Origin of the sequence: Candidatus Palauibacter sp. (genome assembly GCF_965216145.1) — a bacterium.
In the GTDB taxonomy this organism is placed as follows: Bacteria; Gemmatimonadota; Gemmatimonadetes; order Palauibacterales; family Palauibacteraceae; genus Palauibacter.
Map to the genome: position 1 here is coordinate 2,650,106 of NZ_OZ244149.1, position 20,917 is coordinate 2,671,022.

Sequence of the window (20,917 nt, forward strand, 5' to 3'; positions counted from 1 at the left end):
TGGACACCCGCACGACACCGCACCATACTGAATTCATTACGAATTACATATGGAGGCGTCGATGCACCGCACCCAGGACACGTACGGACTCAGCCACTTCCGGCAGCGAACGAGCGAGCACCTCGAGCGGATCCGCGAGGGTCGCGTTGAAACCATCACCCAGAATGGCGAGGCGGCGCTGATCGTCATGAGCCCGGAGCGCTACGACTTCCTCGTCCACTCAGCCGAGCGGGGTCACCTGTGGCAAGAGGCGATTCGCGCGTACAGGGCCGGCGAGCGCGGTATCCCCGCCACGGAGGCAATCCGTGCGCTGGCGGATGAGTTCGGCCTGGACTTGTGAACCGGTACGAGGTCGAGTTCTCGCCCCGGGCCCTCTCTTCGCTCCGCGAAGCTACTCACTACATCTTGCAGGATTCCGGAACCGGCCGTGCCAGCGACTGGCTCACGAGGATCATGCGGAGCACCGACACCCTCAAGACTCACCCGCGTGCGTTCCGGATCGTGGGTGCGTATGAGGGGGAAGACGTTCATGCCCGTGTCGTCATGAGGCATGTGCTCTACTACCTAGTGGACGATGATGTCCGCGTGGTCACGGTCATCGATGTGGTGCACGCCGCACACGGGACCGCGCGCGACCGCTTCGAACCTCCTGGTGTGCGTGAACGCGAATCTGGAAAGCGACAGATGGTCTCGGTGTGAGCGGAATTCGCATCTCGGCGCGGATCAACGGTGCGGTGTGGGCCGGTGAGGTTGAGTCGCGGCTCCTGCTGTCGGACTTCCTGCGCTCCGAGGTCGGGCTCACCGGAACGCACGTGGGGTGCGAGCACGGGGTCTGCGGGGCGTGCACTGTGCAACTGGACGGGGAGCCGGTGCGAGCCTGCCTCATGTTCGCGGTGCAGGTGGACGGGCACGAGGTGACGACCGTTGAAGGACTCGCTGCTACCGCGCCCGGTGAAGCGGTCTCCGTCGAGCAACTGCACCCCGTCCAGCGAGCCCTGCACGAGGCGCACGGGCTGCAGTGCGGCTTCTGTACGCCGGGGATCCTGATGACGGCTGAGGCCTTCCTGCGCGAGAACCCCGCGCCTTCGCGGGAGGAGATCCGCGAGGCCGTGTCCGGACACCTGTGCCGTTGTACCGGCTACCACAACATCGTCGAGGGAGTCGCGCTGGCGGCCGAGCGCCTCGCGGCGGACGGCCTCGCGGCGGACGGGGAGGGCGAGACGTGAGCCGGGCGGGCGGGACGTGGGTCGGGGCCCGGGTGCCGCGCAACGAGGACGCGCGTCTGCTGACCGGCCGCGCGCAGTTCGTCGAGGACGTGGAGCTGCCCGGGGCGCTGCACGTCGCCTTCGTACGGAGCGACCTGCCCGCCGGCCGGCTCCGCACGCTGGATGTGGGCCGCGCGCGGGCGCACCCCGGCGTCGCCGCCGTCTTCACGGCCGCCGAGCTTGGCCCTCTCTGCCGCCCCGGCGCCGTGCTCGTGCCGCCACCGCCCATCGAGGGCTCGGTCTTCCACGCGCGGACCGCCCTGCCGCTCGTGCGCGACCGGGTCCGGCACCAGGGCGAGGCGCTGGCGATGATCGTGGCCGAGAGCCGCTACGTGGCCGAGGATGCCGCGGCGCTCGTGGAGGCGGACATCGAGCCGCTCGACGCCGTGGTCGATCTCGAGGGCGCGCTCGACGCGGACGCGCCGCGGGTCCACGACGACCTCCGGTCGAACCTCGCGGCGCACGTCCGGCAGACAAAGGGGGACTACCCCGCTGCCCGCGCGCGGGCCGACCTCGTACTGGGCCGGCGATTCCACTACGACCGCGGGATCGGGGGCGCGATCGAGAACCGGGTCGTGGTGGCGGACTGGGACGCCCGGGCCGACCGCCTGCGGGTGTGGGATACGACGCAGGCCCCTATCCCCGTGCGCAACGTCGTGGCCGCCGCGCTCGGTCTGTCGGAGTCGCAGGTGCAGGTCATCGCGCCGTTCGTCGGCGGAGGGTTCGGGCCCAAGATCATGTTCTACGCGGAGGAGATCCTCGTCCCCTGGGCCTCGATGCGGCTCGGGCGTCCCGTGAAGTGGGTCGAGGACCGCTACGAGAACTTCTTCGCCACGACGCAGGAGCGGGGCCAGCTGCACGACTCCGAGATCGCCGTCAACCGCGAAGGCCGGATCCTGGGCGTGCGCGACATCTTCGTGCACGACTCGGGGGCCTACGACCCGTACGGGCTCACGATCCCCATCAACACCCAGTGCACGCTCCTCGGACCGTACCGGGTGCCGAACTACGAGAGCGAGTTCCGGGTCGCGTTCACGAACAAGCCGATCGTCACGCCGGTGCGCGGGGCCGGCCGGCAGCACGGCGTGTTCGTCATGGAGAGGTTACTCGACCTGGCGGCGCGCGGCCTCGGCCTCGATCCGGTGGAGATCCGCCGCCGCAACGTGATCGGCCCGGACGAATTCCCCTACAACCACGAGATCATGTACCAGGACTTCGCCCCGCTCAGGTACGACAGCGGGAGTTACGAGGAGTCGCTGGAAGAGGCGGTCCGCATCGTCGGCTACGAAAAAACGTTCCCGCGAGAACGCGAGCGGGTGCAGGCGGACGGACGGGCCGTCGGCGTCGGCGTCGTGAACTATGTGGAGGGGACGGGGATCGGCCCCTACGAGGGGGCCCGGGTCACGGTCGAGCCCGGCGGTACGGTCCGCCTCGCGACCGGCGTGGGCACGCAGGGCCAGGGACACTTCACCTCCTTCGCGCAGATCGTGGCCGACGCGGTCGGCGTCGCGCCGTCCGACGTGCGCGTCGTCACCGGGGACACGAGCGAGTTCCACTGGGGGACCGGCACCTTCGCGAGCCGCGGGGCGGTCGTCGCCGGCAACGCGATCCACGCCGCGGCCCAATCCGTGCGCGAGAAAATCCTGCGCCACGCCGGGGAGGCGCTGGAGGTCGACGCCGAGGACCTTGAACTCGCGGACGGCGTCGCGCGCGTGAAGGGTGCCCCCGATCTTTCCGTCGATCTCGGCGCGCTCGCGCTGAGCGCCAACCCGCTGCGCGGGGCGGTGGCGCCGGGGATGGAGCCGGGCCTGGAAGCGACCTCGTACTTCGGCCCCCCGTACGGCACGACCGCGAACGGGACGCACGCCATCGTCGTGGCGGTGGACCCCGAGACGGCCATGGTCGAGATCCTGCGCTACATCGTCGTGCACGACTGCGGCACGGTGATCAACCCGATGATCGTGGAAGGGCAGATCCATGGCGGCGTCGCGGCAGGGATCGGAAACGCCTTCTACGAGGAACTCGCGTTCGACGAGTTCGGTGGGGCGAGCAACGCGTCTTTCATGGACTACCTCCTCCCGACGGCGACCGACGTCCCCCCGATCGAGACCGCGCACATCGAAACGCCGTCCCCGCTGAACCCGCTGGGCACGAAGGGGGTGGGGGAGGGCGGTGCGATCCCCGTGGCGGCGGCCTTCGCACAGGCCGTGGAGGACGCGCTGGCGGACATCGCCCCCGGGCTGGAGATCCTCGACATCCCGCTGAGTCCCGGCCGCCTGTTCGAACTCCTGCGGGAGCTTTCGGAGGGGCGTTCGCAGCGTTCGGGAGGGGAGTCGTGAAGCCGCCGCGCTTCGACTACGTAGCCCCGGTCGATCTCGACGAGGCCCTCGAGGTGCTGGCGGACGACTCTCTCGAGACTCGCCCCCTTGCGGGAGGCCAGAGCCTCGTCCCAATGCTCAACTTCAGGCTCGCGGCGCCGGAGCGTCTCGTGGACCTGAATCGGATCGCGGAACTGGCGCGGGTCGAGAGGACGGAGGACGGCTGGCTTCGGCTGGGCGCCATGACGCGGCACTCCACGCTGGAGCGAGACCCGCTCGTAGCGGAAGGCGCCGCCCTTCTCGCGGAGGCGGCCCGCTTCATCGCGCACCCGCAGATTCGCTCGCGGGGCACCGTCGGAGGCTCGGTGGCGCACGCCGATCCGGCGGCCGAGTTGCCCGCCGTGCTCCTCACGCTGGGGGCTCGGGTCCACATCGCCCGGTGCGCGCGGGAGGGCGAGACCGGCCCCCGCGCGGAGCGGACGCTGGATCTGAGGGAGCTATTCCTCGGGCCTTTCTTCACCGCGCTCGAGCCGGGCGAGATCCTCACCGCGGTCGAGGTGCCGGCGCCGGGCCCCGGGGAGGGCTCGGCCTTTGACGAGGTGGCCCGGCGCCGGGGCGACTATGCCCTCGCCGGGGTCGCGGCCCGGATCCGGCTCGACGACGCCGGGGTCTGCCGGGACGCCGCGATCTCGCTCGTGAACGGGGGAGCCACTCCCTGTCTCATGGAGGAGGCCGCGGATTCGCTCGTGGGCGCCGAGCCGACCCCCCACGCGATCGCCGCCGCGGCGAGGGTCTGCGCCGGAACGGCGGATCCGGCCGCGGACATGCACGCGAGCGAGGCATACCGCCGGCACCTCGTCCGCGTCCTGACGCGCCGCGTTCTGTCGCGCGCCGCCGCCCGCGCCCGGGCTTGACCGGCCCCAGGCTCGTCCAGCCCCCCCGGGAATGGTCCGCGCGCGTCGCCGTGCTCGCGGACGGGGAGGCGCATGCCTACGGGGATCTAGACGCCCGGTCGCGGCTCCGGGCCCGACAACTCCTCGCGGGCGCCGGCGTCGCCGACCTCGACGGGGCCCGGGTCGGCTTCCTCATGGAGCCCGGGTTCGAATACGTCGTCATCCAGTGGGCCATCTGGCGCGCGGGCGGGATCGCAGTCCCCCTCTCCCCTCACCACCCCGGTCGGGAACTCGAGTACGTGATCGACGACGCGGACTGCGCGACGCTGGTCGGAGCAGGGGAGACGGGCGCCCGCGTCGAGGGCTTGGCGCGGGCGCGCGGCATCCCGTTCTACTGGGCGGACGACGCGACCACGAACGGCGACGACGGATTCCCGCCTCCGGCGTCCAACGCCGCGCCGCTGCCACGGCTCACCGCGGCGCGGCCGGCGATGATCCTCTACACGAGCGGCACGACGGGCCGCCCCAAGGGGGCCCTGACGACTCACGGCCAGATCGAGGCGCACATCACGTCCCTCGTCGGGGCGTGGCGGTGGACGCGCGACGACCGGATCCTCCACGTCCTCCCCCTCCACCACACGCACGGCATCGTCAACGCCCTCTGCTGTCCGCTCTACGCCGGGGCTGCGGTCGAGTTGGCAGGGAGCTTCGACCCAACGACGACGTGGGACCGGCTCGCCTCCGGCGACATCACCGTGTTCATGGCGGTCCCGACGGTCTACGCCAAGCTCCTCCGCGCCTGGGACGCTGCGGACGGCGCCACGCGAACCCGGTGGTCGCGGGGCACGGGCGCGCTGCGGCTCATGGTGTCGGGTTCGGCCGCGCTCCCCGTGCCGGTGTTCGAGCGCTGGGAGGAGATCACCGGACACCGTCTCCTCGAGCGCTACGGCATGACCGAGATCGGCATGGGGCTCTCCAACCCGTACGACGGCGAGCGGCGCGCCGGCACCGTGGGCCAGCCCCTCCCCGGCGTCCGCCTGCGGCTCCTGCGTCCCGCCACCGGCGAAGTGTTGGCGGAGGGAGTGGAGGTCCTCGCACCCGGAGAATCGGGCGAAATCCAGGTGCAGGGTCCGATGGTGTTCTCCGAATACTGGCGGCGGCCGGAGGAGACCGCGACCGCGTTCACCGGCGGGTGGTTCCGCACCGGAGATGAAGCCGTCCTGGAGGACGGTTACTATCGGATCCTGGGACGCCGCTCCGTCGACATCCTCAAGAGCGGCGGCTACAAGATCTCCGCCGTCGAAATCGAGGAACTCCTCCGCTCGCACCCTGCCGTGCGCGACTGCGCGGTGGTCGGGATCCCGGACGAGGACTGGGGAGAACGGGTCTCCGCCGCCGTCGTCCCGGAGCCGGGGGCGTCGCCGCGAACGACGGACGGGATCGCCGCGCTGCTGGACCCGTGGGCCCGGGAGCGGTTAGCTCGGTACAAGGTCCCCCGCGCCTGGCGTTGCGTCGACGATCTGCCGCGAAACGCCATGGGGAAGGTGCGGAAGCCGGCCGTGCGCGCACTGTTCGAGGCCGGCGAGCCGTAGCCGGAGTCTCGGCCATTGCGCTCCCCGTCCGGATGGGGGAGCGTAGGAACACCGGCGGTCGCGGCGGTCGCGGCGGCCGGGATCGAGCGCCCCGGGCAGCCCGGCGCGGGCCCCGTGAACCCCGACCCCGACGGAGTCGATCGTCCATGAAAATCTACGACCTCTCGCAGCCCCTCAATCAGGAATGTTTCTTCTGGCCCTACTATCCGCCGTTCGAAGTCAAGTACATAAAGCGCAAGGTCGAACACGGCGTGAACGCGCAGTACATCCAGACCTCCAACCACATGGGTACGCACCTCGACGCCCCCCGCCACTTCGTGACCAACGGGATGACGATCGACGAGATCCCGCTCGAATGGCTGTACGGGGACGGCGTGATCGTCGACCTGCGCGACGAGATGGGCGACCTTGCCGTCTACACGCCCGAGATGATCGAATCCCGGGTGGAGATCCGGGACGGCGACCTCCTCATCCTCCACACGGGGTGGGAGCGTTTCGCGCAGTTCGGCGCCGAGGCGAACGAGGAACGCTACGTCCACACCCATCCCGGCGCGCACCCCGACATGGTGCAGTGGCTCATCGACCGGAAGATCAAGGTCTGGGGCGTGGACGTGATCTCCACCGACCATCCCATGAACCTCCCGATCGGGCGTTTCCTCGGGAAGGGCACCTTCGGACACTGCGACCGCGTGCGGGCGATGGCGGAGCGGGTATTCGGCGGTGCGGCGGCCGTGGACGAGCTGTTTCCTGAGGAACACTATCAACTGACCCACAATGCGCTCTTTCCACACGAGTGCATGCACATAGAGAATCTCGGCGGTCAGATCGCGGCCCCGGAGCTCCAGAACCGGCGGCTCACGATCGGTTGCTTCCCGTGGAAGTTCAAGGGAGGAGAGGCCGCCTTCTGCCGCGTCGTGGCTTTCCTCGAGGACTAGAGAAATGGAAGAGAAAGAGAAAATGAGAGAGACAATGACTGTCACCAGGTCTTTGAGAGCCGTCGCACTGTCCATTGTCCTGCTGCTTCCTGCAGCGGTTCTGGCCGCGCAGAGCTACTCGTACGAGGGGCTGCTCGACTACATGGAGCAGATCCGAAACGACAACGACCTGCCCGGGCTGTCCGTCGCGGTAGCGGTGGATGGGGAGATCGTCTTCTCGGAGGGCGTGGGCGTCGCCGAACTCGACAACCGTACGCGCGCCACGGGCCGCACGGTCCACAACGTGGGATCGGTGTCGAAGGTGCTGGCCGTGGTCGGTCTCATGCAGCTCGTCGAGCAGGGGAAGGTGGATCTCGACGCCACGCTCCAGACGTACATGCCCTGGTATCCCGAGCGGGAATTCCCGATCACCGTGCGCCACATCCTCACGCACACCTCCGGGATCCGGCACTACAACGGGGTCGAGTTCGGCCCCCATGACCTGCTCAGCCTGCGGCACTACGACGACTTCCAGGAGGCGACGGAGCTGTGGCGCGATGATCCGCTCGCCTACGAGACGGGGTCCGGCTGGATGTACTCCTCGCACGCGCACAACCTGCAACACGGCATCGTCGAGGCCGCGTCGGGGATGGATTACGAGGAATACCTCAAGCGCTTCGTGTGGGAACCGGCGGGCATGATGGCGACCCAGTTCGACATCCCGTCCCGGGTGGTGCAGAACCGGGGCCACGGCTACGTGCGCGGTGAGTCCGGTCGGTTCATCCATCCCGAGCCGGAGGACCCGAGCTACAAGTACGCGGGTGGCGGGATCATCTCGAATGTGGACGACCTGGTCCGCTTCGCACTCGCGATCAACGACGGGCGCCTGCTCGCGCCGGAGACGGTGGCCGAGATGCACCGGCCGCAGCTCGATCCGGGGATCCGTCAGATCGATCCCTCGTCCCCGGACGGACTGGGCGAGCCGATCGCGCACGAGCAGGCGCTGGCGTGGTTCATCCGCACGGACCAGGCGGGGCGGCGCTATCCGAGCCACACGGGCACGGTGAAGGGGACGCGGTCCTTCCTCGCCAACTTCGACGACTACGGCGTGGTGGTGGCGCTCCAGACGAACGCGCTCCCCTTCGACTCCGCCCGCTACGGCGAGGCGATCGCCCAGATGTTCCTGCCGTAGGTGCCAGCAGCCGGGGACGACCGCTTGCCGTGATGGAACGCCTCGATCCGGCGCTGCTGCCGGCCCGGGAGCAGGCCCGGCGCATCCGCGCGGGCGAAATGACGGCGGCCGAGTTGCTGGGCGCCTGCCTGGCCCGCGCCGAACGCCACAACGGGGCCCTGAACGCGGTCGTCACGATGAACCCGGAGGCGGAGGCGGAGGCGGCCGAGGTCGACGCGGCTCTTGCGGCCGGCGCGGACCCGGGACCCCTCGCCGGGCTCGTCGTCGGCATCAAGGATGTGACGGAGACGGCGGGTCTCCGGACGACCTACGGCTCCCCGCTGTGGGCCGACCACGTACCCGAGCGGGACGCGCTCGTCGTCCGCCGACTGCGCGAGGCCGGTGCGGTCATCCTCGGGAAGACGAATACGCCGGAGTTCGCGGCGGGTGGCAATACCTGGAACGAGGTGTTCGGCGTGACGCGTAACCCGTGGAATCCCGCCCTCAGCGCCGGGGGCTCCACCGGAGGCGGAGCGGTCGCGCTGGCGACGGGGATGGCTTCGCTCGCGCAGGGGACGGATCTGGGGGGTTCGCTCCGTATCCCCGCCTCCTTCTGCGGAATCGCCGGGCTTCGTCCCACGCCGGGGCTCGTGCCGACGGTGCCGGCCGCCTACCTCTGGGACGGCCTGCAGGCGACCGGGCTCATGGGGCGCGACCCGGAAGACGTCGCGTTCGGGCTGCGCGCGATCTCGGGACCCGATCCGGCCTCGCCGGTCTCCGCCCCCGAGCCGCTTTGGGACGATCCCGCCGAGGTCGCGCTCGCGGGGAGTCGCTGGGCCTGGTGCGGCGACATCGCGCGGATCGGGATCGACGGTACCGTCAACGCGGCATGTCATGAAGCGCTGGCGTCGCTTCGGGCGGGAGGCGCGCACGTGGACGAAGTGGATCTGGACCTCTCGTACGCGTGGGACGCGTTTCTCGTCCTCCGAGGGCACTGGTTCGTGTCCCATTTCGAGGCCGAACTGCACCGGGTCGACGCCTTCGGCCCCAACGTGTCGGCGAACCTCCGCTCCGGACTGTCCCTGACTCCAGCGGAGATCGGGGCGGCCGAGAACGTGCGCCGCCAGGTGAGGGAAGAGCTTCTCGCTCTCCTCGAACGCTACGACGCGCTCCTTACGCCGTGCATGGCGATCCCGCCCTTCCCGGTGGAGCAGAACTATCCGGAGACCGTCGGGGGGCGCCCGATGAAGACCTACGTCGACTGGATCGCCCCGACCTTCCTGCTCTCCATGCCGGGTCTGCCCGTCGCGTGCGTCCCGGCCGGGCTGGATGCGGCGGGGTTGCCGGTCGGGCTGCAGATCGTCGGCCCCCCGCGCGGAGAGGGGCAGGCGCTCGCCGCCGCCTCGGCCATCTCCCGGGCGCGGCCCATCGGCCTCCCGCCCCTGGTCGCGGAAGCGTGAGTCGGGGTGGCAGGACGTTCCCGCGGGAACGCGTCGAGCTTGACGGAACACCGCCCGACCCACATTGAGATGCTCCCAGGGCCACCGCCGCCCAGGACCCGAAACCCCCGAGGACCGATCATGATGAGTTCAAGCGACCACGCCGTTTCGGAGTTGTCCGGCGACGGGTTCGATGCCTGCGTCCGCTTCCTCCAGCGGCTCATCCGCACCCAGTCGATGCCAGGCGAAGAAGGCGACATCGCGATGCTCGTCGCCTCCGAGATGCGTGCCCTCGGCTACGACGAGGTCGAGCACGATGCGGCCGGCAACGTCATCGGTCTCCTCCGGGGGCTGGGCGAAGCTCCTTCGGTGATGTTCAACACCCACCTCGATCATGTGGACGCCGGGGATCCGGCCGACTGGCCCCATCACCCCTACGGCGGCGAAATACACGACGGCCTCCTGTGGGGGCGCGGCGCGATCGACATCAAGGGCCCGCTGGCGGCGCAGGTGCACGGGGTCGCCCGCCTCGTCGCGGCCGGACAGCGGCCGCCCGGCGATGTCTACGTGACGGGAACGGTACAGGAGGAAGTCGGGGGCCTCGGCGCGCGTTACATGGCGGAGACGCTGCGACCCGATCTGGTCCTGATCGGCGAGCCGAGCCGCAACGAGGTCCGACGCGGACATCGCGGCCGGATCGAACTCCGCGTTCAGGTACGCGGGAAGATGGCCCACGCCTCGATGACCGATATCGGCCGCAATCCGCTGACCGTGATCGGGCGCTTCCTCGCCGCGCTGGAAGATGTCGACCTCGCGTACGATCCCGATCTCGGCACCTGCTCCATCGCCCCGACCCTCATCGGGACGGACCAGACCAGCGGCAACGTCATCCCGGGCTTGGCTGAGGTCACGCTCGACTGCCGGACGGTGACCGGTCAGGACGCGGCGTCGCTGCGGGCGCAACTCCTCCCCGTGCTGCGGGGGTGCGAGATCGAGGGATCGAGCAGCGACATCCTGATCCCGCAGCACGAGCGCTCGAGCTACGCGGGGTACGAGATGACGTATCCGGCCGACAACCCCGCCCTCTCCCTCCCCGCCGACCACGACGCGGTCCGGACGGCGGTCGAGGTCCTGGCCGGCCCGCTCGGGGCCGAGCCGCCGGTCGACGTCTGGGATTTCGCCACCGATGGCGGACACTTCGGGCTCGCCGGCATGACCGTGGTCGGCTTCGGGCCCGGCGACGACCGCCTGGCCCACACCGTCAACGAGCACATCGTCGTCGACGAACTGGCCTTGGGAATCCGCGGCAACGCGGCTCTCGCCTTCCACTGGCCTGCCGCCTACGCCCGTGCGAGTTGACCCTGCACTGTGTGACCTACCCGTGACCCACGGCGTCTTGGGAACAGCTTCAGGCGAGCCGATGATCCAGGAAACGGAGGTCAGGGATGGAAGGGCATAGGACGGAGTACGTGACGCGTGGGGCGCGACCCCCCGTATCGACGGCCGCGACGGTGGCGGCCTTGGCAGCGCTGCAGTTCGCGTTCGGAGCCGGCGCGTTGGCAGGCCAGGAGGAGCGGAGTTGCGGGAACCGCGGCTCGCTCGAGGTCACGGTTCTGGACGAAACGGGAACGGCGGTACGAGGGGCCACCGTGAGCGTCCGCTGGACCGATGTCGTCCGGAGGCCGGTCCGCCGGTCCACGGGCGCCGACGGCCGCCTCGTGATCTGTGTGCCGAGGGACGCGAGGAAGGCCACCGTGTGGGGACAGGTGGGCAGCGGCTCGAGCGAACAGGCCGTCGTCGCGTTCGGACCCGGGGAGACGCGTGAGATCGCGCTCCGCGTTCCCGCCCAAACGACGAGCCCGGGACGGCTGATGGGGCGCGTGTTCGACGCGCAGACGAAGGACGCGATCAGAACAGCCGCAGTGACCGTGGCCGGCCGCCCGGCCGCCGTCGAGAGCGACAGATGGGGACGTTTCATCCTCACCGGCGTGCCCGCGGGACCGAACCAACTTCAGGTGCGGCGCCTCGGCTACGCGCTTCTCAGCCACACGATCAATGTCAAGTCGGGACTCGCCACCGAGGTGGAGATCGGGCTCGTTCCGGACCCTGTGGAGATGGAGCCGCTGGTCGCGACGACGACCTGGTCGCCCAGGCTCGAGGCCAAGGGCTTCTACGAGAGGAGGTACTGGGGCGAGATGCTGGGCATCGGCGAGTTCATCACCCAGGACTACCTGGAGCGGTGGCAGCCGTATCACATCAGCCAGCTGCTGTCGAACCACACCAGGCTGCGGCCACGCCTCCTGTCGGCGCGGAGGGGGCCACGGGTTCGAGCGGCGGACTGCCTCACCATCTACCTGGACAGCATGAACGTCTCGAACCTTCCCATCAACACGATCGTGGTCCCGAGCGAGGTCGCCGGTGTCGAGGTGTATCGGGCGCCGGTGTCGCTACCGACCGGGCTGATGCGATTCCATTCGGGCTGCAACCTGGTCCTGATCTGGACTAAATGATCAGCCAGTAATCGCCGGAACCTCCGCGGACGCCTCCCCGGCGCCGCGGAGGTTCAGCGGTCGGTGAACTGCGCCACATGCGCGGGGGCGAGGCGCTTCGTGTGGCGCGAGACCGCGACCATGACGATGACGTTGCCGGCCATGCCGTAGATACCCGGGTGGATGCCGGCCGTCGCCGCCGCCGAGATCAGGTCCAGGCGCAGGACGAGGTCGAGCACGAACGCGATTCCGCCGCCGGTCACGAGGCCCCATAGCGCCCCCGCCCGCGTCACTCCCCGCCACAGGAAGGTCACCACGGTGAGCGGGAAGAGCTGCGCGATGAACCCGTAGCTCAGGAGCAGCAGCTCCACCAGGCTGAGTCCCGGGATCAGTGCGAGGCCGTATGCGACCGCCCCGACGGCGATCACCATCCTGCGGATCCACCTGCGTTGGGCCGCGTCGTCGAGCGCGCCGGGCTTCAGATGCCCCCAGAAGTCCCTTACCGCCACGGACCCCGCCGCGTGCAGGAGCGCGTCTCCCGTCGACATCGACGCCGCGAGGGCACCGGCACAGAACAGTCCCACGATGAAGGGCGGAAGTCCGATCTGCACCGAAGTCACGATGGTGGGGAGGATGGCGTCGGCGGGCTGGACCCCGGGGAAGGCGAGGACCCCCGCGAATCCGATGAAGAGGATGGGGACGAGGAAGAGGGCGAAGGTCGGATAGTAGACGACCGTCCGCTTGAGCGTGTCCACATCGCGGGCCGTGTAGATCTTCATGAAGTAGTGCGGCCACACGCTGAACCCGAACGCCGAGATGGCGACCGAACTCGAGTACGCGCCCCAGCTCCACGGCTGTCCGTCCGCCCCCAGCCCAGCCCCCCGCAGCATGTCGGGGAGAGCGGCGGCGATCGCGTCGAACATGGGACCCACGCCGCCGTGCAGCTTCCACGGCAGGTAGAGGCCGAGCCCCCACGCGAGCACCATCATGAACATCCCCTGGAAGGTGTTCGTCCAGCCGACCCCGAGGACGCCGCTCCGGAACACGTAGATGAGGACGACGCCGTAGGCGATCGCCGAGCCGGCCCACTCCGGGACGCGGCCCTCGGTGACCACGTTGAAGACGTAACCCGCCCCCTTCATCTGGATCACGAGATAGGGGATGAAGGCGAAGATCGAGAGGACGGCGAGGATCGCCGGGATCGAGCGGCTTTTGAAGCGGTGCGCGAAGAGTTCGGCCTGCGTCACGTAGCCGAAGCGGCGGCCGAGCGCGGCGACGCGGGGGCCGAAGAAGTACCACGGGACGAGCCCCACCGAGGCGTAGGCGAGGATGTAGAAGGCCGCGGCCCCGCGCGAGTAGGCCCAGCCCGGCCCGCCGAGGAAGGCGAAGGCGCTGAACACCGAGGCGCCCATGATGAAGTAGAGGACGAGGAAGTTGAGCGAGCGGTCGCCGGCGACGTAGCCCTCGGTGCTCTTCGATGCGTGCCGCCCGGAGGCGAGCCCGATCGCGAGCGAGGCGAGCAGATACCCGATCGTGACGAGGAAGACGACGAGCCAGGCGGGCATCAGCGGTGTCCTCCGCCCGCCGCGCCCGCGTCACCGTTGACGGAGGCTCCGCTCTCGGCGGCGTCCCGCTTCCGCTCCCACAGGTAGAAGGCGAACAGGGCGAAGAAGGAGAGTAGAAGACAGACGACGACGTAGAAGAGCGAGAACGGCATCGCGAGCATGCGCGGCTCGATGGTGGCGAAGAAGGGATAGACGGGCCACACGAGCGCCACGAAGAGGAGCACGTAGAATCCCGCAACGGCGACGGCGAGGGGACTGCGGTCATGCGTCACGGCGCGGGGTTGGCGTGGATCGTCCATCGGCGAAAAAGGGTGGCTCGGTCCGGCCGGGTCAAGACTCCGGTCTTGCCGCCGTCGGCCGGCAACGGTTGAGCGCGGGCGCGACGCGACCGATCTTGGCTCATGCCCGCCACGCACGGAACGCGCCATCGCTTCGCCGTCGTGGCCAGCCTGCTTTGCGGCTGGCCGGCGCTGGCATCCGTGGGGTGCGCGCCGGAGGCCCCCATGGACGGGGAGGCGATGCCATCCGCGGGCGGGGCCGCCGCGCGGGCCGCGGACCTCTCCTCCGGAATGCACCTCGTGCTGCTGGGCACCGGCACGCCGAACCCCGAACCGGCGGCCTCCGGCCCCGCCACCGCGGTGCTGGTCGACGGTCGGGCCTACCTCGTGGACGCGGGGCCCGGGCTCGTGCGGCGCGCGGCGGAGGCCGCGGAGCGCTACGGGGTGGACGGGCTCACGGCGGCGCGCCTCGACATCGCGTTCCTCACGCACCTGCACAGCGACCACACGGTGGGCCTGCCCGATCTCATCCACACGCCCTGGGTGGCGGAGCGGGAGGCGCCGCTGAAGCTGTTCGGACCGGACGGGACGGCGGCCATGGCCATGCACCTGACGGCGGCGTGGGAGGCGGACCTCGAGAACCGGCTCAGCGGGAGCCAGCCCGCGACGCCCGACGGCTGGCGGGTGGAGGCGGTCGACATCGACCCGGGCGTCATCTACGAGGACGACCGCGTCCGCGTGACCGCGTTCGCCGTCCCGCACACCGGCTGGCCCGAGGCCTACGGCTATCGCTTCGAGGGGGCCGGGCGTTCCGTCGTCATCTCCGGAGACACCGCTCCGACCGAGGCCATCGTCGAGATGTGCGACGGGTGCGACGTGCTGGTGCACGAGGTGTACTCGGCCACGACGTTTCGCGATCGTCCGCCGGAATGGCAGGCGTACCACGCGCAGGCCCACACCTCGACCGTCGAACTGGCGGACCTCGCGACGAGGGCGCGGCCCGGGATCCTCGTGCTCCACCACCAGCTGGGCTGGGGGGCGACGCCCGAGGAGATGGTCGCGGAGATTCGCGCCGCGGGCTACGACGGACCGCTCGCCTACGGCCGGGATCTTGATGTGTACTGAGATGCGTACCGGTCGGAGGATCGAGATCCGCGCCGCGCGCACAGCGGTTGCCCCGGCGCTCGCGGCACTCGCGCTCGCGGGGTCGGCGGTCGCCGCGCCCGCGCCGGCATACTCGGCCCCGGGGTCGGCGCGTGCAGTCCGAGCGGAAGCGGTTCAAGCGCCCGCGCCGCCCCATGCCGCCGCGGCGATGCGGATGGCGCGTGACGCGCAGCGCGCGTTCGAGCACGTCCGGCGCCGCAACTTCCCGCGCGGCCCGCTGGTCAACCCGCAGTGCGGCGAGGGGATCGGGCGCTTCTGCCTCGTCGAGGGTTGGGACGACGACGATTGGGAGGCGGTCCCGGAGGTGCCGGAGGTCGCAGCGGAGCGACTCGCCCTGATTGCGGTCCTCGACAGCGCCGCCCGGCTCGTGCCCGGTGACGAGTGGCTCACCGGGCAGCGCGTCGCCTATCGGCTGGAGGCCGGCCGCGCGGACGAGGCGCTCGCGCTCCTGGACGTCTGCCACATGGAGGGTTCCTGGTGCGGGGCGTTGGCCGGATTCGTCCTCCACGAGAGCGGCCGCTACGCGGAGGCGGAGGCGGCCTTCGAGCGGGCGCTCGGCCGGATGACCGAACAAGAGCGCTGCGGGTGGACCGAACCCGGACCGCTACTCGACCGCCGCACGCGCGGCCGGTACGAACGCTTCGCCTGCGGAAGCGCGCCGCGCCGCGCCGTGGAGCGCTCGTTCTGGCACCTCTCCGACCCGTTGTGGCTCGTGCCGGGGCTGGAGCGGCGCTCGGAACACCTCGCCCGCCGCGTCCGCGCCGCGCTCCAGGCCGACGCCGTGAGCCCCTGGGGGCTGCCGTGGGGCGACGATCTCACCGAGATCACGCTGCGCTTCGGCTGGCCCGCGGGTTGGGAGCGAGCGCGCCACCGGATCGTGGGCGTGCGCACCGACGAGGTCGTATGGTCCCACCGCCTTCCGGGCGCGCAACGCTTCACGGTGTCGCGCCTCGGGACGGCGGACGAGGGGCCGCTGTGGAACCTGGACGAAGCGGACGCCCGCACGAGCTGGGCGCCGGCCTTCGGCGAAGTTCTGGAGCTGCCCCACCAGGTGGCCGGCTTTCGACGCGACGGGCGCCGGCGCGTGGTGGCGGCGTTCGCGTGGCCGGACTCGCTGCCCCCCTGCGATCTCGAGAGCGGTCTTTTCCTCGCCGACGTCCACGGCGTGACCGCCTCGCGCACCGGCCGCGGCGGCGGGCCGCTCGCGGTCGCGGAGCCCCGGGCGGCCGCCCCCGTCACCCTCGTCGGCGTCGAAGCGCGCTGCGAGGAGGAGCCCGGCGCCGCACGCGCACGGATCCCCCTCACCGACGGTCATCCGCTGCTTTCCGACATCCTGCTGCTGCACGCCGGCGGCGCCCTCCCCTCCACGCTCGCCGAGGCGCTGGCCCGCGCCCGAGGCGACCGCACCGCCCGGGCGGGCGAGACCTTGGCCGTCTACTGGGAGTGGTACGGCTCCCCCGCGCCCGCCGCCGCCCTCGAGGTTACGCTCTCCCTGGCGCGCGAGGGGAAGGGCTTCTGGCGCAGGGCACTCGAGTGGAGCGGCCTCGCCGGCCGCGACACGGAACAGGCCGGCATCCGTTGGCTTGAGGCGGCGAACCCCGGTGCCGAGGGCCGCACCGTCGAACTCCGCCTCCCCCTCCTCGACGAAGGACGGTACCGCCTTACGCTCCACGTCCTTTCCCCGGCGCACGGAGAAGCCGAGTCCGGCGCCGAAATCGAAATCGTTGCCGCGCCTCCGCCCGCCGCCGTGCGGCGAAGCGGGACCGTCGGCGCGGGGCCCCGGCTCGTTCCCGGCCCAACCCACTCCACACAGGGAGTCGACCCGTGATGCGTGCCACGATCGTCCCAGCCGTCGTCCGCGTTGTCGTCCCCGCGGTCGTTTCCGTCCTCGCTGCCGCCGTGCTGGTTTCGGGGTGCGGCCAAGCCGGCGAGCAGGCGGAACCGGACGCTGCGGCCACCACCGGGCGCACGCCGCAGTTCGAGAACGAGCACGTGCAGGTGTGGAAGAGCGTGATCGCGCCCAACCAGCCGCTCGAGATGCACCGCCACGACAACCCCCGCGCAATCATCGCGCTCCAGGGGGGGACGCTCACCGTGGTCAGCGACGCCGGGGAACGGCGCGAGATGACGTGGGAGACGGGCCGGGCCTATTGGCTCAACGCCGATCCTCCGGGCGAACTCCACGGAGACGTGAACATGGGCCCCGAACCCGTCGAGGTCATCGTCGTGCAGCTGAAGGGCGTTGGCGCCGGGCCACCCACGCCGTGACGGGCCCGCCCGGTGCTTGTGGCCGCGATCTCGAGGGGGGAGAATATTCCGGCCCCCGCGCGACGACACGATCCACCCGCAGCCGATACCGGAGGCACATATGAAGCCCCGCGCCCAACTCCCGCGACGCCCCGGCCCCGCCCTGGCCATGGCTCTTGCCCTCGTCGCAGCCGCGTCCGCGGGCTGTGCGGGGGACGGTTCGTCTCCCGCGGCCTCGACCGCCGGTCTCGAGCCGGACGAAGTGCTCGCCGATTCCCTGCTCGGAGCCTGGCTCGAGACCGTGGGAGGCCTCGCCGCCTGGGAGAGCATCGAGTCGGCCCGTTACACGATCACGACCGTGTGGTACGACTCCACCGGCGGGATCCAGCGCATGCGACCGCGGCGTGTGGAGTACCGGAAGGTGGACGGCGTCGAGCAGACGCGGATCGAGCGGCCCGAGGCCGAGGGCCTGTACGTGCAGACTTTCTCCGGCTCGGAGATGTGGGCCACGCTCAACGAGCGTCTCCTTGAACCGGGGATCCGGGCCTGGGACGAGTCCGAGTACGTGGGGCGCGACGTGGTCTACTGGTTCGGGCTCCCCTACAAGCTGTTCGATCCGGGCGTCAACCGCCGGGCCGGCCCGTGGGAGGACGGCGGGTACGAGGTCCGGATCACCTTCGGCGACGGCGTCGGGCTCCAGTCCGGAGACCGCTACTTCTACTACTTCCTGGACGACGACCCCTACCCGGAGCAGGTGCATTACATCTCCCAGGGAAGAGGCGAGGAGAGCCGGGCGCGAATGTACTGGGACGGGTACGAGGAGGTCGGCGACTTCACGTACGTCATCTCCCGGCTCTATCGGGACACGGAGATGAACCCGACCCGCGAACTCCGCCATGATGATGTCGAGCTCAACCCCGTGCTCCCGGATTCCATCTTCCAGCGTCCGGCCTTCTAGGACTGCCGGGAGCCACCGCCGAATGCCCGACGGAAGAACCCCGGACCCGAGCCGCGCGGTCGAGGACTACCTGAAGGCGGTGTACAAGCTGCAGGCGGAGGCCGGGGGCGCGGCGGTGTCGACCACGGCGCTCGCCGAGGAGCTGGATCGCTCCGCGGCGTCGATCACCCGGATGGTTCAGGGGCTGGCGGCGCAGGGGCTGCTGAGCTACACGCGCTACCGCGGTGCGCGGCTCACGGCGCTGGGCGAGATGACGGCGCTCCGGATCATCCGCCGGCACCGGGTGATCGAACTCTACCTCATCGAGAAGCTCGGGTATTCCTGGGAGGACGTGCACGCCGAGGCCGAGCGTCTGGAGCACGCCGCCTCGGATGTCCTCATCGACCGCATGGCGGAGACGCTGGGAGAGCCGTCCATCGACCCGCACGGGAGTCCCATCCCCACGCGCGATGGGGAGCTCGCGGAGACCGCGTGGGTTCCGCTCGCCGACCTCGGAGACGGAGGGCGGGGCGTGGTCCGCGAAGTGTCGGACCAGAGCCCGGAGACGCTCCGGGAACTCGCGGCGCTGGGGCTCTTTCCGGGGACGCGGATCCGCTGCCTGCGCGAACGCGATGGCGGCGGGGCACTCCTCGAGGTGGGAGATCGTTCGTTCGAAGTCGAACCCGCGCTCGCCGACGCCGTCTTCGTCGAACGCGATCCCTGACTCGGCGAACGCGTCAGTCGAGGAGCGCGGGAAGGACCGTGCCGGCCTCTCCGCGGACCGCCGCGGTCGCCGCGTCGGTGAGGGCCGTCCGGCGCACGTTGACCCCCCGGCATCGCGGAAGGTGGGCACCCCCGACTCGGCGGAGATGCCGGCGCCGGTGAGCACGATCACCCGCCGGGCTTGGCGCACGAGCCCGCGCGCGGTTCGCCATTGACCCTCTTCCATCGCCCGCCGATCTTTGTGGCGCCGGCCCCTGCCTCGCCGCGCCGCGCCGCCCGCACGCCGCGCCGCCCGCGAAGGACGCTGAACCATCCCGCGAGACGGACCAACGAACGGACGATGAGCGCGTGAGCACGAGAATCAAGGCCGATGGAGGTACCTGGCGTGCCACGCTCGCCGAGGAGGCTGGCGAGAGCGTGGTCGTTTTCTTCTGCACCTCGACCGACCAGCGGCCCTATCGGGTCGTCCGGGTGGACGCGGACCGATACGCGGGGAGCGGGAGCTTCGACGAGATCCCGGAGGAGGAACTCCGAGCGCTGTTCGACGCTTCGCGTTCGATGGGGATTCCGCGGGACTACCCGACGTACGGTCCTTGAGCGGCGGAACCGCGGGCGGAGCGACGCCGGGCGCGGGAGCGGCCGCGGGCGTCGATCTCCATCTTCACTCGACGCACAGTGACGGGACGCTCCCCGTCGACGAGGTCGTGCGGACTGTCGCGGAGGCCGGCCTGGCGGGGTTCGCGCTCACCGATCACGACACGACCTCGGGGCTCGCCGAGGCGGAGGCCGCGGCCCGGAGGCACGGCCTCAGCTTCCTGCCGGGCGCGGAGCTGTCGGCCAACGAGCCGGGGCGATCGGTGCATCTCCTCGCCTTCGGCTTCGACCGCGAGCACCCGGGGCTGCAGGACTTCCTCCACCGGTATCGGGAAGACCGGCGCCGGCGCGCGCGACGGATCGTCGAACTCCTGCAGGCGGCGGGGGTAGCGTTGACCGACGAGGACGTGGAGCGGCAGACGGGCGCGGCGGCCCCGACCCGGGCGCACGTGGCGCGCGCGCTGGTCGCCGGGGGGCACGTATCGGACCTGAATGCGGTGTTCCGGCTATATCTTTCACGGGGCTGTCCCGCGTTCGTTGGCAAGCAGGAGACGCCGCCGAAGGTCGTGTTCGATCAGGTGCACGCGGCGGGCGGGGTCGTATGCGTCGCGCACCCGGGGAAGGTGCATGGCGTGGATGATGTCCGCCGGTGGGCGGGCGAAGGGCTTGACGGGGTCGAGATCGTGCACCCGGCGAACAAGGCCGCCGTGCAGGCTCGCATGAAGGCCGTGGCCGACGAACTCGGCCTGCTCACATGCGGCGGCTCGGACTGGCACGGACCGAACACGGGGAGACGGAGCCCGGGCTGGGCGCATGTGCCCGCCCGCTGGATGGAGGCGATCCGCGAGCGGACGCACTTCGGTCGCGCCGCCCGCCGGAATTCGGTTCGGCAATGACCGGCAGGACGGTTATCTTGTCATATGTCGGCGGGGAGGTTCCCGCCCGGGAGGTACAGGCGGTATGAGCGAGACGACACAGGCCACCGAACCGATCGTCACCCTGACCCGGGAGGCGGCCGAGAAGGTGAGAGAGTTCCAGGCCGGAGCGGAGGTCGAGGCCGTGCTCCGGGTGAGCGTCATCCCGGGCGGCTGCTCGGGTTTCGAGTACGGGCTGGACATGGACACGACGATTCGCGACGACGATTTCACTTTCGAGTCCGAAGGGGTGCCCGTGGTCATCGATCCGTTCAGCGCGCAGTACCTCGCCGGTCTCTCGATCGGATACCACAGTTCGTTTCAGGGCACCGGCTTCACGTTCGAGAATCCGAACGCGGCCGGGAGCTGCGGCTGCGGGACGTCCTTCGCCGTCTGAGCTGCGGGAACTCGGCG

Annotated in this window: 21 protein-coding genes and 1 pseudogene; 19 read left to right on the forward strand and 3 right to left on the reverse strand. The window is 70.5% G+C overall.

The features are described from left to right. Positions 1-61: 61 nt before the first annotated feature. The 11 genes from ACOOHF_RS11170 to ACOOHF_RS11220 all read left to right on the forward strand — a co-directional run bounded on the left by ACOOHF_RS11170 (position 62) and on the right by ACOOHF_RS11220 (position 12,102). A complete protein-coding gene (locus tag ACOOHF_RS11170) occupies positions 62-340 on the forward strand; it encodes a type II toxin-antitoxin system Phd/YefM family antitoxin (protein ID WP_419934921.1) in 279 nt (92 codons plus the stop codon). Then, positions 337-699, forward strand: coding sequence for a type II toxin-antitoxin system RelE/ParE family toxin (locus ACOOHF_RS11175; protein WP_420461757.1), 363 nt, complete (start codon positions 337-339; stop codon positions 697-699). The genes ACOOHF_RS11170 and ACOOHF_RS11175 overlap by 4 nt, the downstream gene beginning before the upstream one ends. After that, positions 696-1,226, forward strand: coding sequence for a (2Fe-2S)-binding protein (locus ACOOHF_RS11180; protein ID WP_420461758.1), 531 nt, complete (start codon positions 696-698; stop codon positions 1,224-1,226). The genes ACOOHF_RS11175 and ACOOHF_RS11180 overlap by 4 nt, the downstream gene beginning before the upstream one ends. Next, complete coding sequence (locus ACOOHF_RS11185; RefSeq protein ID WP_420461759.1) at positions 1,223-3,604, forward strand: molybdopterin cofactor-binding domain-containing protein; 2,382 nt, start codon at positions 1,223-1,225, stop codon at positions 3,602-3,604. Before ACOOHF_RS11180 ends, ACOOHF_RS11185 begins: the two co-directional genes overlap by 4 nt. Further along, a complete protein-coding gene (locus ACOOHF_RS11190) occupies positions 3,601-4,497 on the forward strand; it encodes an FAD binding domain-containing protein (RefSeq protein ID WP_420461760.1) in 897 nt (298 codons plus the stop codon). The genes ACOOHF_RS11185 and ACOOHF_RS11190 overlap by 4 nt, the downstream gene beginning before the upstream one ends. Continuing rightward, complete coding sequence (locus tag ACOOHF_RS11195; RefSeq protein WP_420461761.1) at positions 4,494-6,068, forward strand: acyl-CoA synthetase; 1,575 nt, start codon at positions 4,494-4,496, stop codon at positions 6,066-6,068. Before ACOOHF_RS11190 ends, ACOOHF_RS11195 begins: the two co-directional genes overlap by 4 nt. Before the next feature lie 146 nt (positions 6,069-6,214). Continuing rightward, positions 6,215-7,003, forward strand: coding sequence for a cyclase family protein (locus tag ACOOHF_RS11200; protein WP_420461762.1), 789 nt, complete (start codon positions 6,215-6,217; stop codon positions 7,001-7,003). A gap of 34 nt (positions 7,004-7,037) precedes the next feature. Beyond that, positions 7,038-8,174: a serine hydrolase domain-containing protein gene (locus ACOOHF_RS11205; protein ID WP_420461763.1), complete on the forward strand. Its 1,137-nt coding sequence runs from the start codon at positions 7,038-7,040 to the stop codon at positions 8,172-8,174. Positions 8,175-8,206: 32 nt separating this feature from the next. Further along, positions 8,207-9,613 carry an amidase gene (locus ACOOHF_RS11210; protein ID WP_420461764.1) on the forward strand — a complete coding sequence of 469 codons (1,407 nt, stop codon included), beginning with the start codon at positions 8,207-8,209 and terminating at the stop codon, positions 9,611-9,613. A gap of 120 nt (positions 9,614-9,733) precedes the next feature. After that, positions 9,734-10,951, forward strand: a complete 1,218-nt coding sequence (locus tag ACOOHF_RS11215) for a M20 family metallopeptidase (protein WP_420461765.1) — start codon at positions 9,734-9,736, stop codon at positions 10,949-10,951. A gap of 86 nt (positions 10,952-11,037) precedes the next feature. Further along, the gene (locus ACOOHF_RS11220) at positions 11,038-12,102 is read left to right on the forward strand and encodes a carboxypeptidase regulatory-like domain-containing protein (RefSeq protein WP_420461766.1); all 1,065 of its coding nucleotides are present in this window, start codon (positions 11,038-11,040) and stop codon (positions 12,100-12,102) included. Between the two features lie 53 nt (positions 12,103-12,155). Here ACOOHF_RS11220 and ACOOHF_RS11225 read toward each other — a convergent pair whose 3' ends face one another. Together ACOOHF_RS11225 and ACOOHF_RS11230 are read right to left on the reverse strand one after the other, a co-directional pair. Further along, positions 12,156-13,646, reverse strand: a complete 1,491-nt coding sequence (locus ACOOHF_RS11225) for a sodium:solute symporter family protein (RefSeq protein WP_420461767.1) — start codon at positions 13,644-13,646, stop codon at positions 12,156-12,158. Continuing rightward, entirely contained in the window at positions 13,646-13,945 is a 300-nt protein-coding gene (locus ACOOHF_RS11230; RefSeq protein WP_420461768.1) for a hypothetical protein, read from the reverse strand. The genes ACOOHF_RS11225 and ACOOHF_RS11230 overlap by 1 nt, the downstream gene beginning before the upstream one ends. Before the next feature lie 102 nt (positions 13,946-14,047). Between ACOOHF_RS11230 and ACOOHF_RS11235 the strand changes: the two genes are divergently transcribed. The 5 genes from ACOOHF_RS11235 to ACOOHF_RS11255 all read left to right on the forward strand — a co-directional run bounded on the left by ACOOHF_RS11235 (position 14,048) and on the right by ACOOHF_RS11255 (position 18,996). Next, a complete protein-coding gene (locus ACOOHF_RS11235; protein WP_420461769.1) occupies positions 14,048-15,049 on the forward strand; it encodes an MBL fold metallo-hydrolase in 1,002 nt (333 codons plus the stop codon). A gap of 1 nt (position 15,050) precedes the next feature. Next, on the forward strand, positions 15,051-16,916 hold the full coding sequence (locus ACOOHF_RS11240) for a hypothetical protein (RefSeq protein ID WP_420461770.1): 1,866 nt from the start codon (positions 15,051-15,053) through the stop codon (positions 16,914-16,916). Then, positions 16,916-17,356 carry a hypothetical protein gene (locus tag ACOOHF_RS11245; protein ID WP_419934943.1) on the forward strand — a complete coding sequence of 147 codons (441 nt, stop codon included), beginning with the start codon at positions 16,916-16,918 and terminating at the stop codon, positions 17,354-17,356. The genes ACOOHF_RS11240 and ACOOHF_RS11245 overlap by 1 nt, the downstream gene beginning before the upstream one ends. 100 nt (positions 17,357-17,456) lie before the next feature. After that, complete coding sequence (locus tag ACOOHF_RS11250; protein WP_420461771.1) at positions 17,457-18,293, forward strand: hypothetical protein; 837 nt, start codon at positions 17,457-17,459, stop codon at positions 18,291-18,293. A gap of 22 nt (positions 18,294-18,315) precedes the next feature. Next, positions 18,316-18,996 carry a metal-dependent transcriptional regulator gene (locus ACOOHF_RS11255; RefSeq protein ID WP_420461772.1) on the forward strand — a complete coding sequence of 227 codons (681 nt, stop codon included), beginning with the start codon at positions 18,316-18,318 and terminating at the stop codon, positions 18,994-18,996. A gap of 108 nt (positions 18,997-19,104) precedes the next feature. Here ACOOHF_RS11255 and ACOOHF_RS11260 read toward each other — a convergent pair. Continuing rightward, positions 19,105-19,221, reverse strand: a pseudogene (locus ACOOHF_RS11260) (NAD-dependent deacylase); the annotation flags it as partial. A gap of 122 nt (positions 19,222-19,343) precedes the next feature. Between ACOOHF_RS11260 and ACOOHF_RS11265 the strand changes: the two are divergent. The 3 genes from ACOOHF_RS11265 (at position 19,344) to ACOOHF_RS11275 (ending at position 20,900) form a co-directional block, all read left to right on the forward strand. Beyond that, positions 19,344-19,592, forward strand: a complete 249-nt coding sequence (locus tag ACOOHF_RS11265) for a hypothetical protein (protein WP_419934946.1) — start codon at positions 19,344-19,346, stop codon at positions 19,590-19,592. Beyond that, positions 19,589-20,485: a PHP domain-containing protein gene (locus ACOOHF_RS11270; RefSeq protein ID WP_420461773.1), complete on the forward strand. Its 897-nt coding sequence runs from the start codon at positions 19,589-19,591 to the stop codon at positions 20,483-20,485. Before ACOOHF_RS11265 ends, ACOOHF_RS11270 begins: the two co-directional genes overlap by 4 nt. A gap of 64 nt (positions 20,486-20,549) precedes the next feature. Next, positions 20,550-20,900: a HesB/IscA family protein gene (locus ACOOHF_RS11275; RefSeq protein WP_419934948.1), complete on the forward strand. Its 351-nt coding sequence runs from the start codon at positions 20,550-20,552 to the stop codon at positions 20,898-20,900. Positions 20,901-20,917 lie beyond the last annotated feature (17 nt).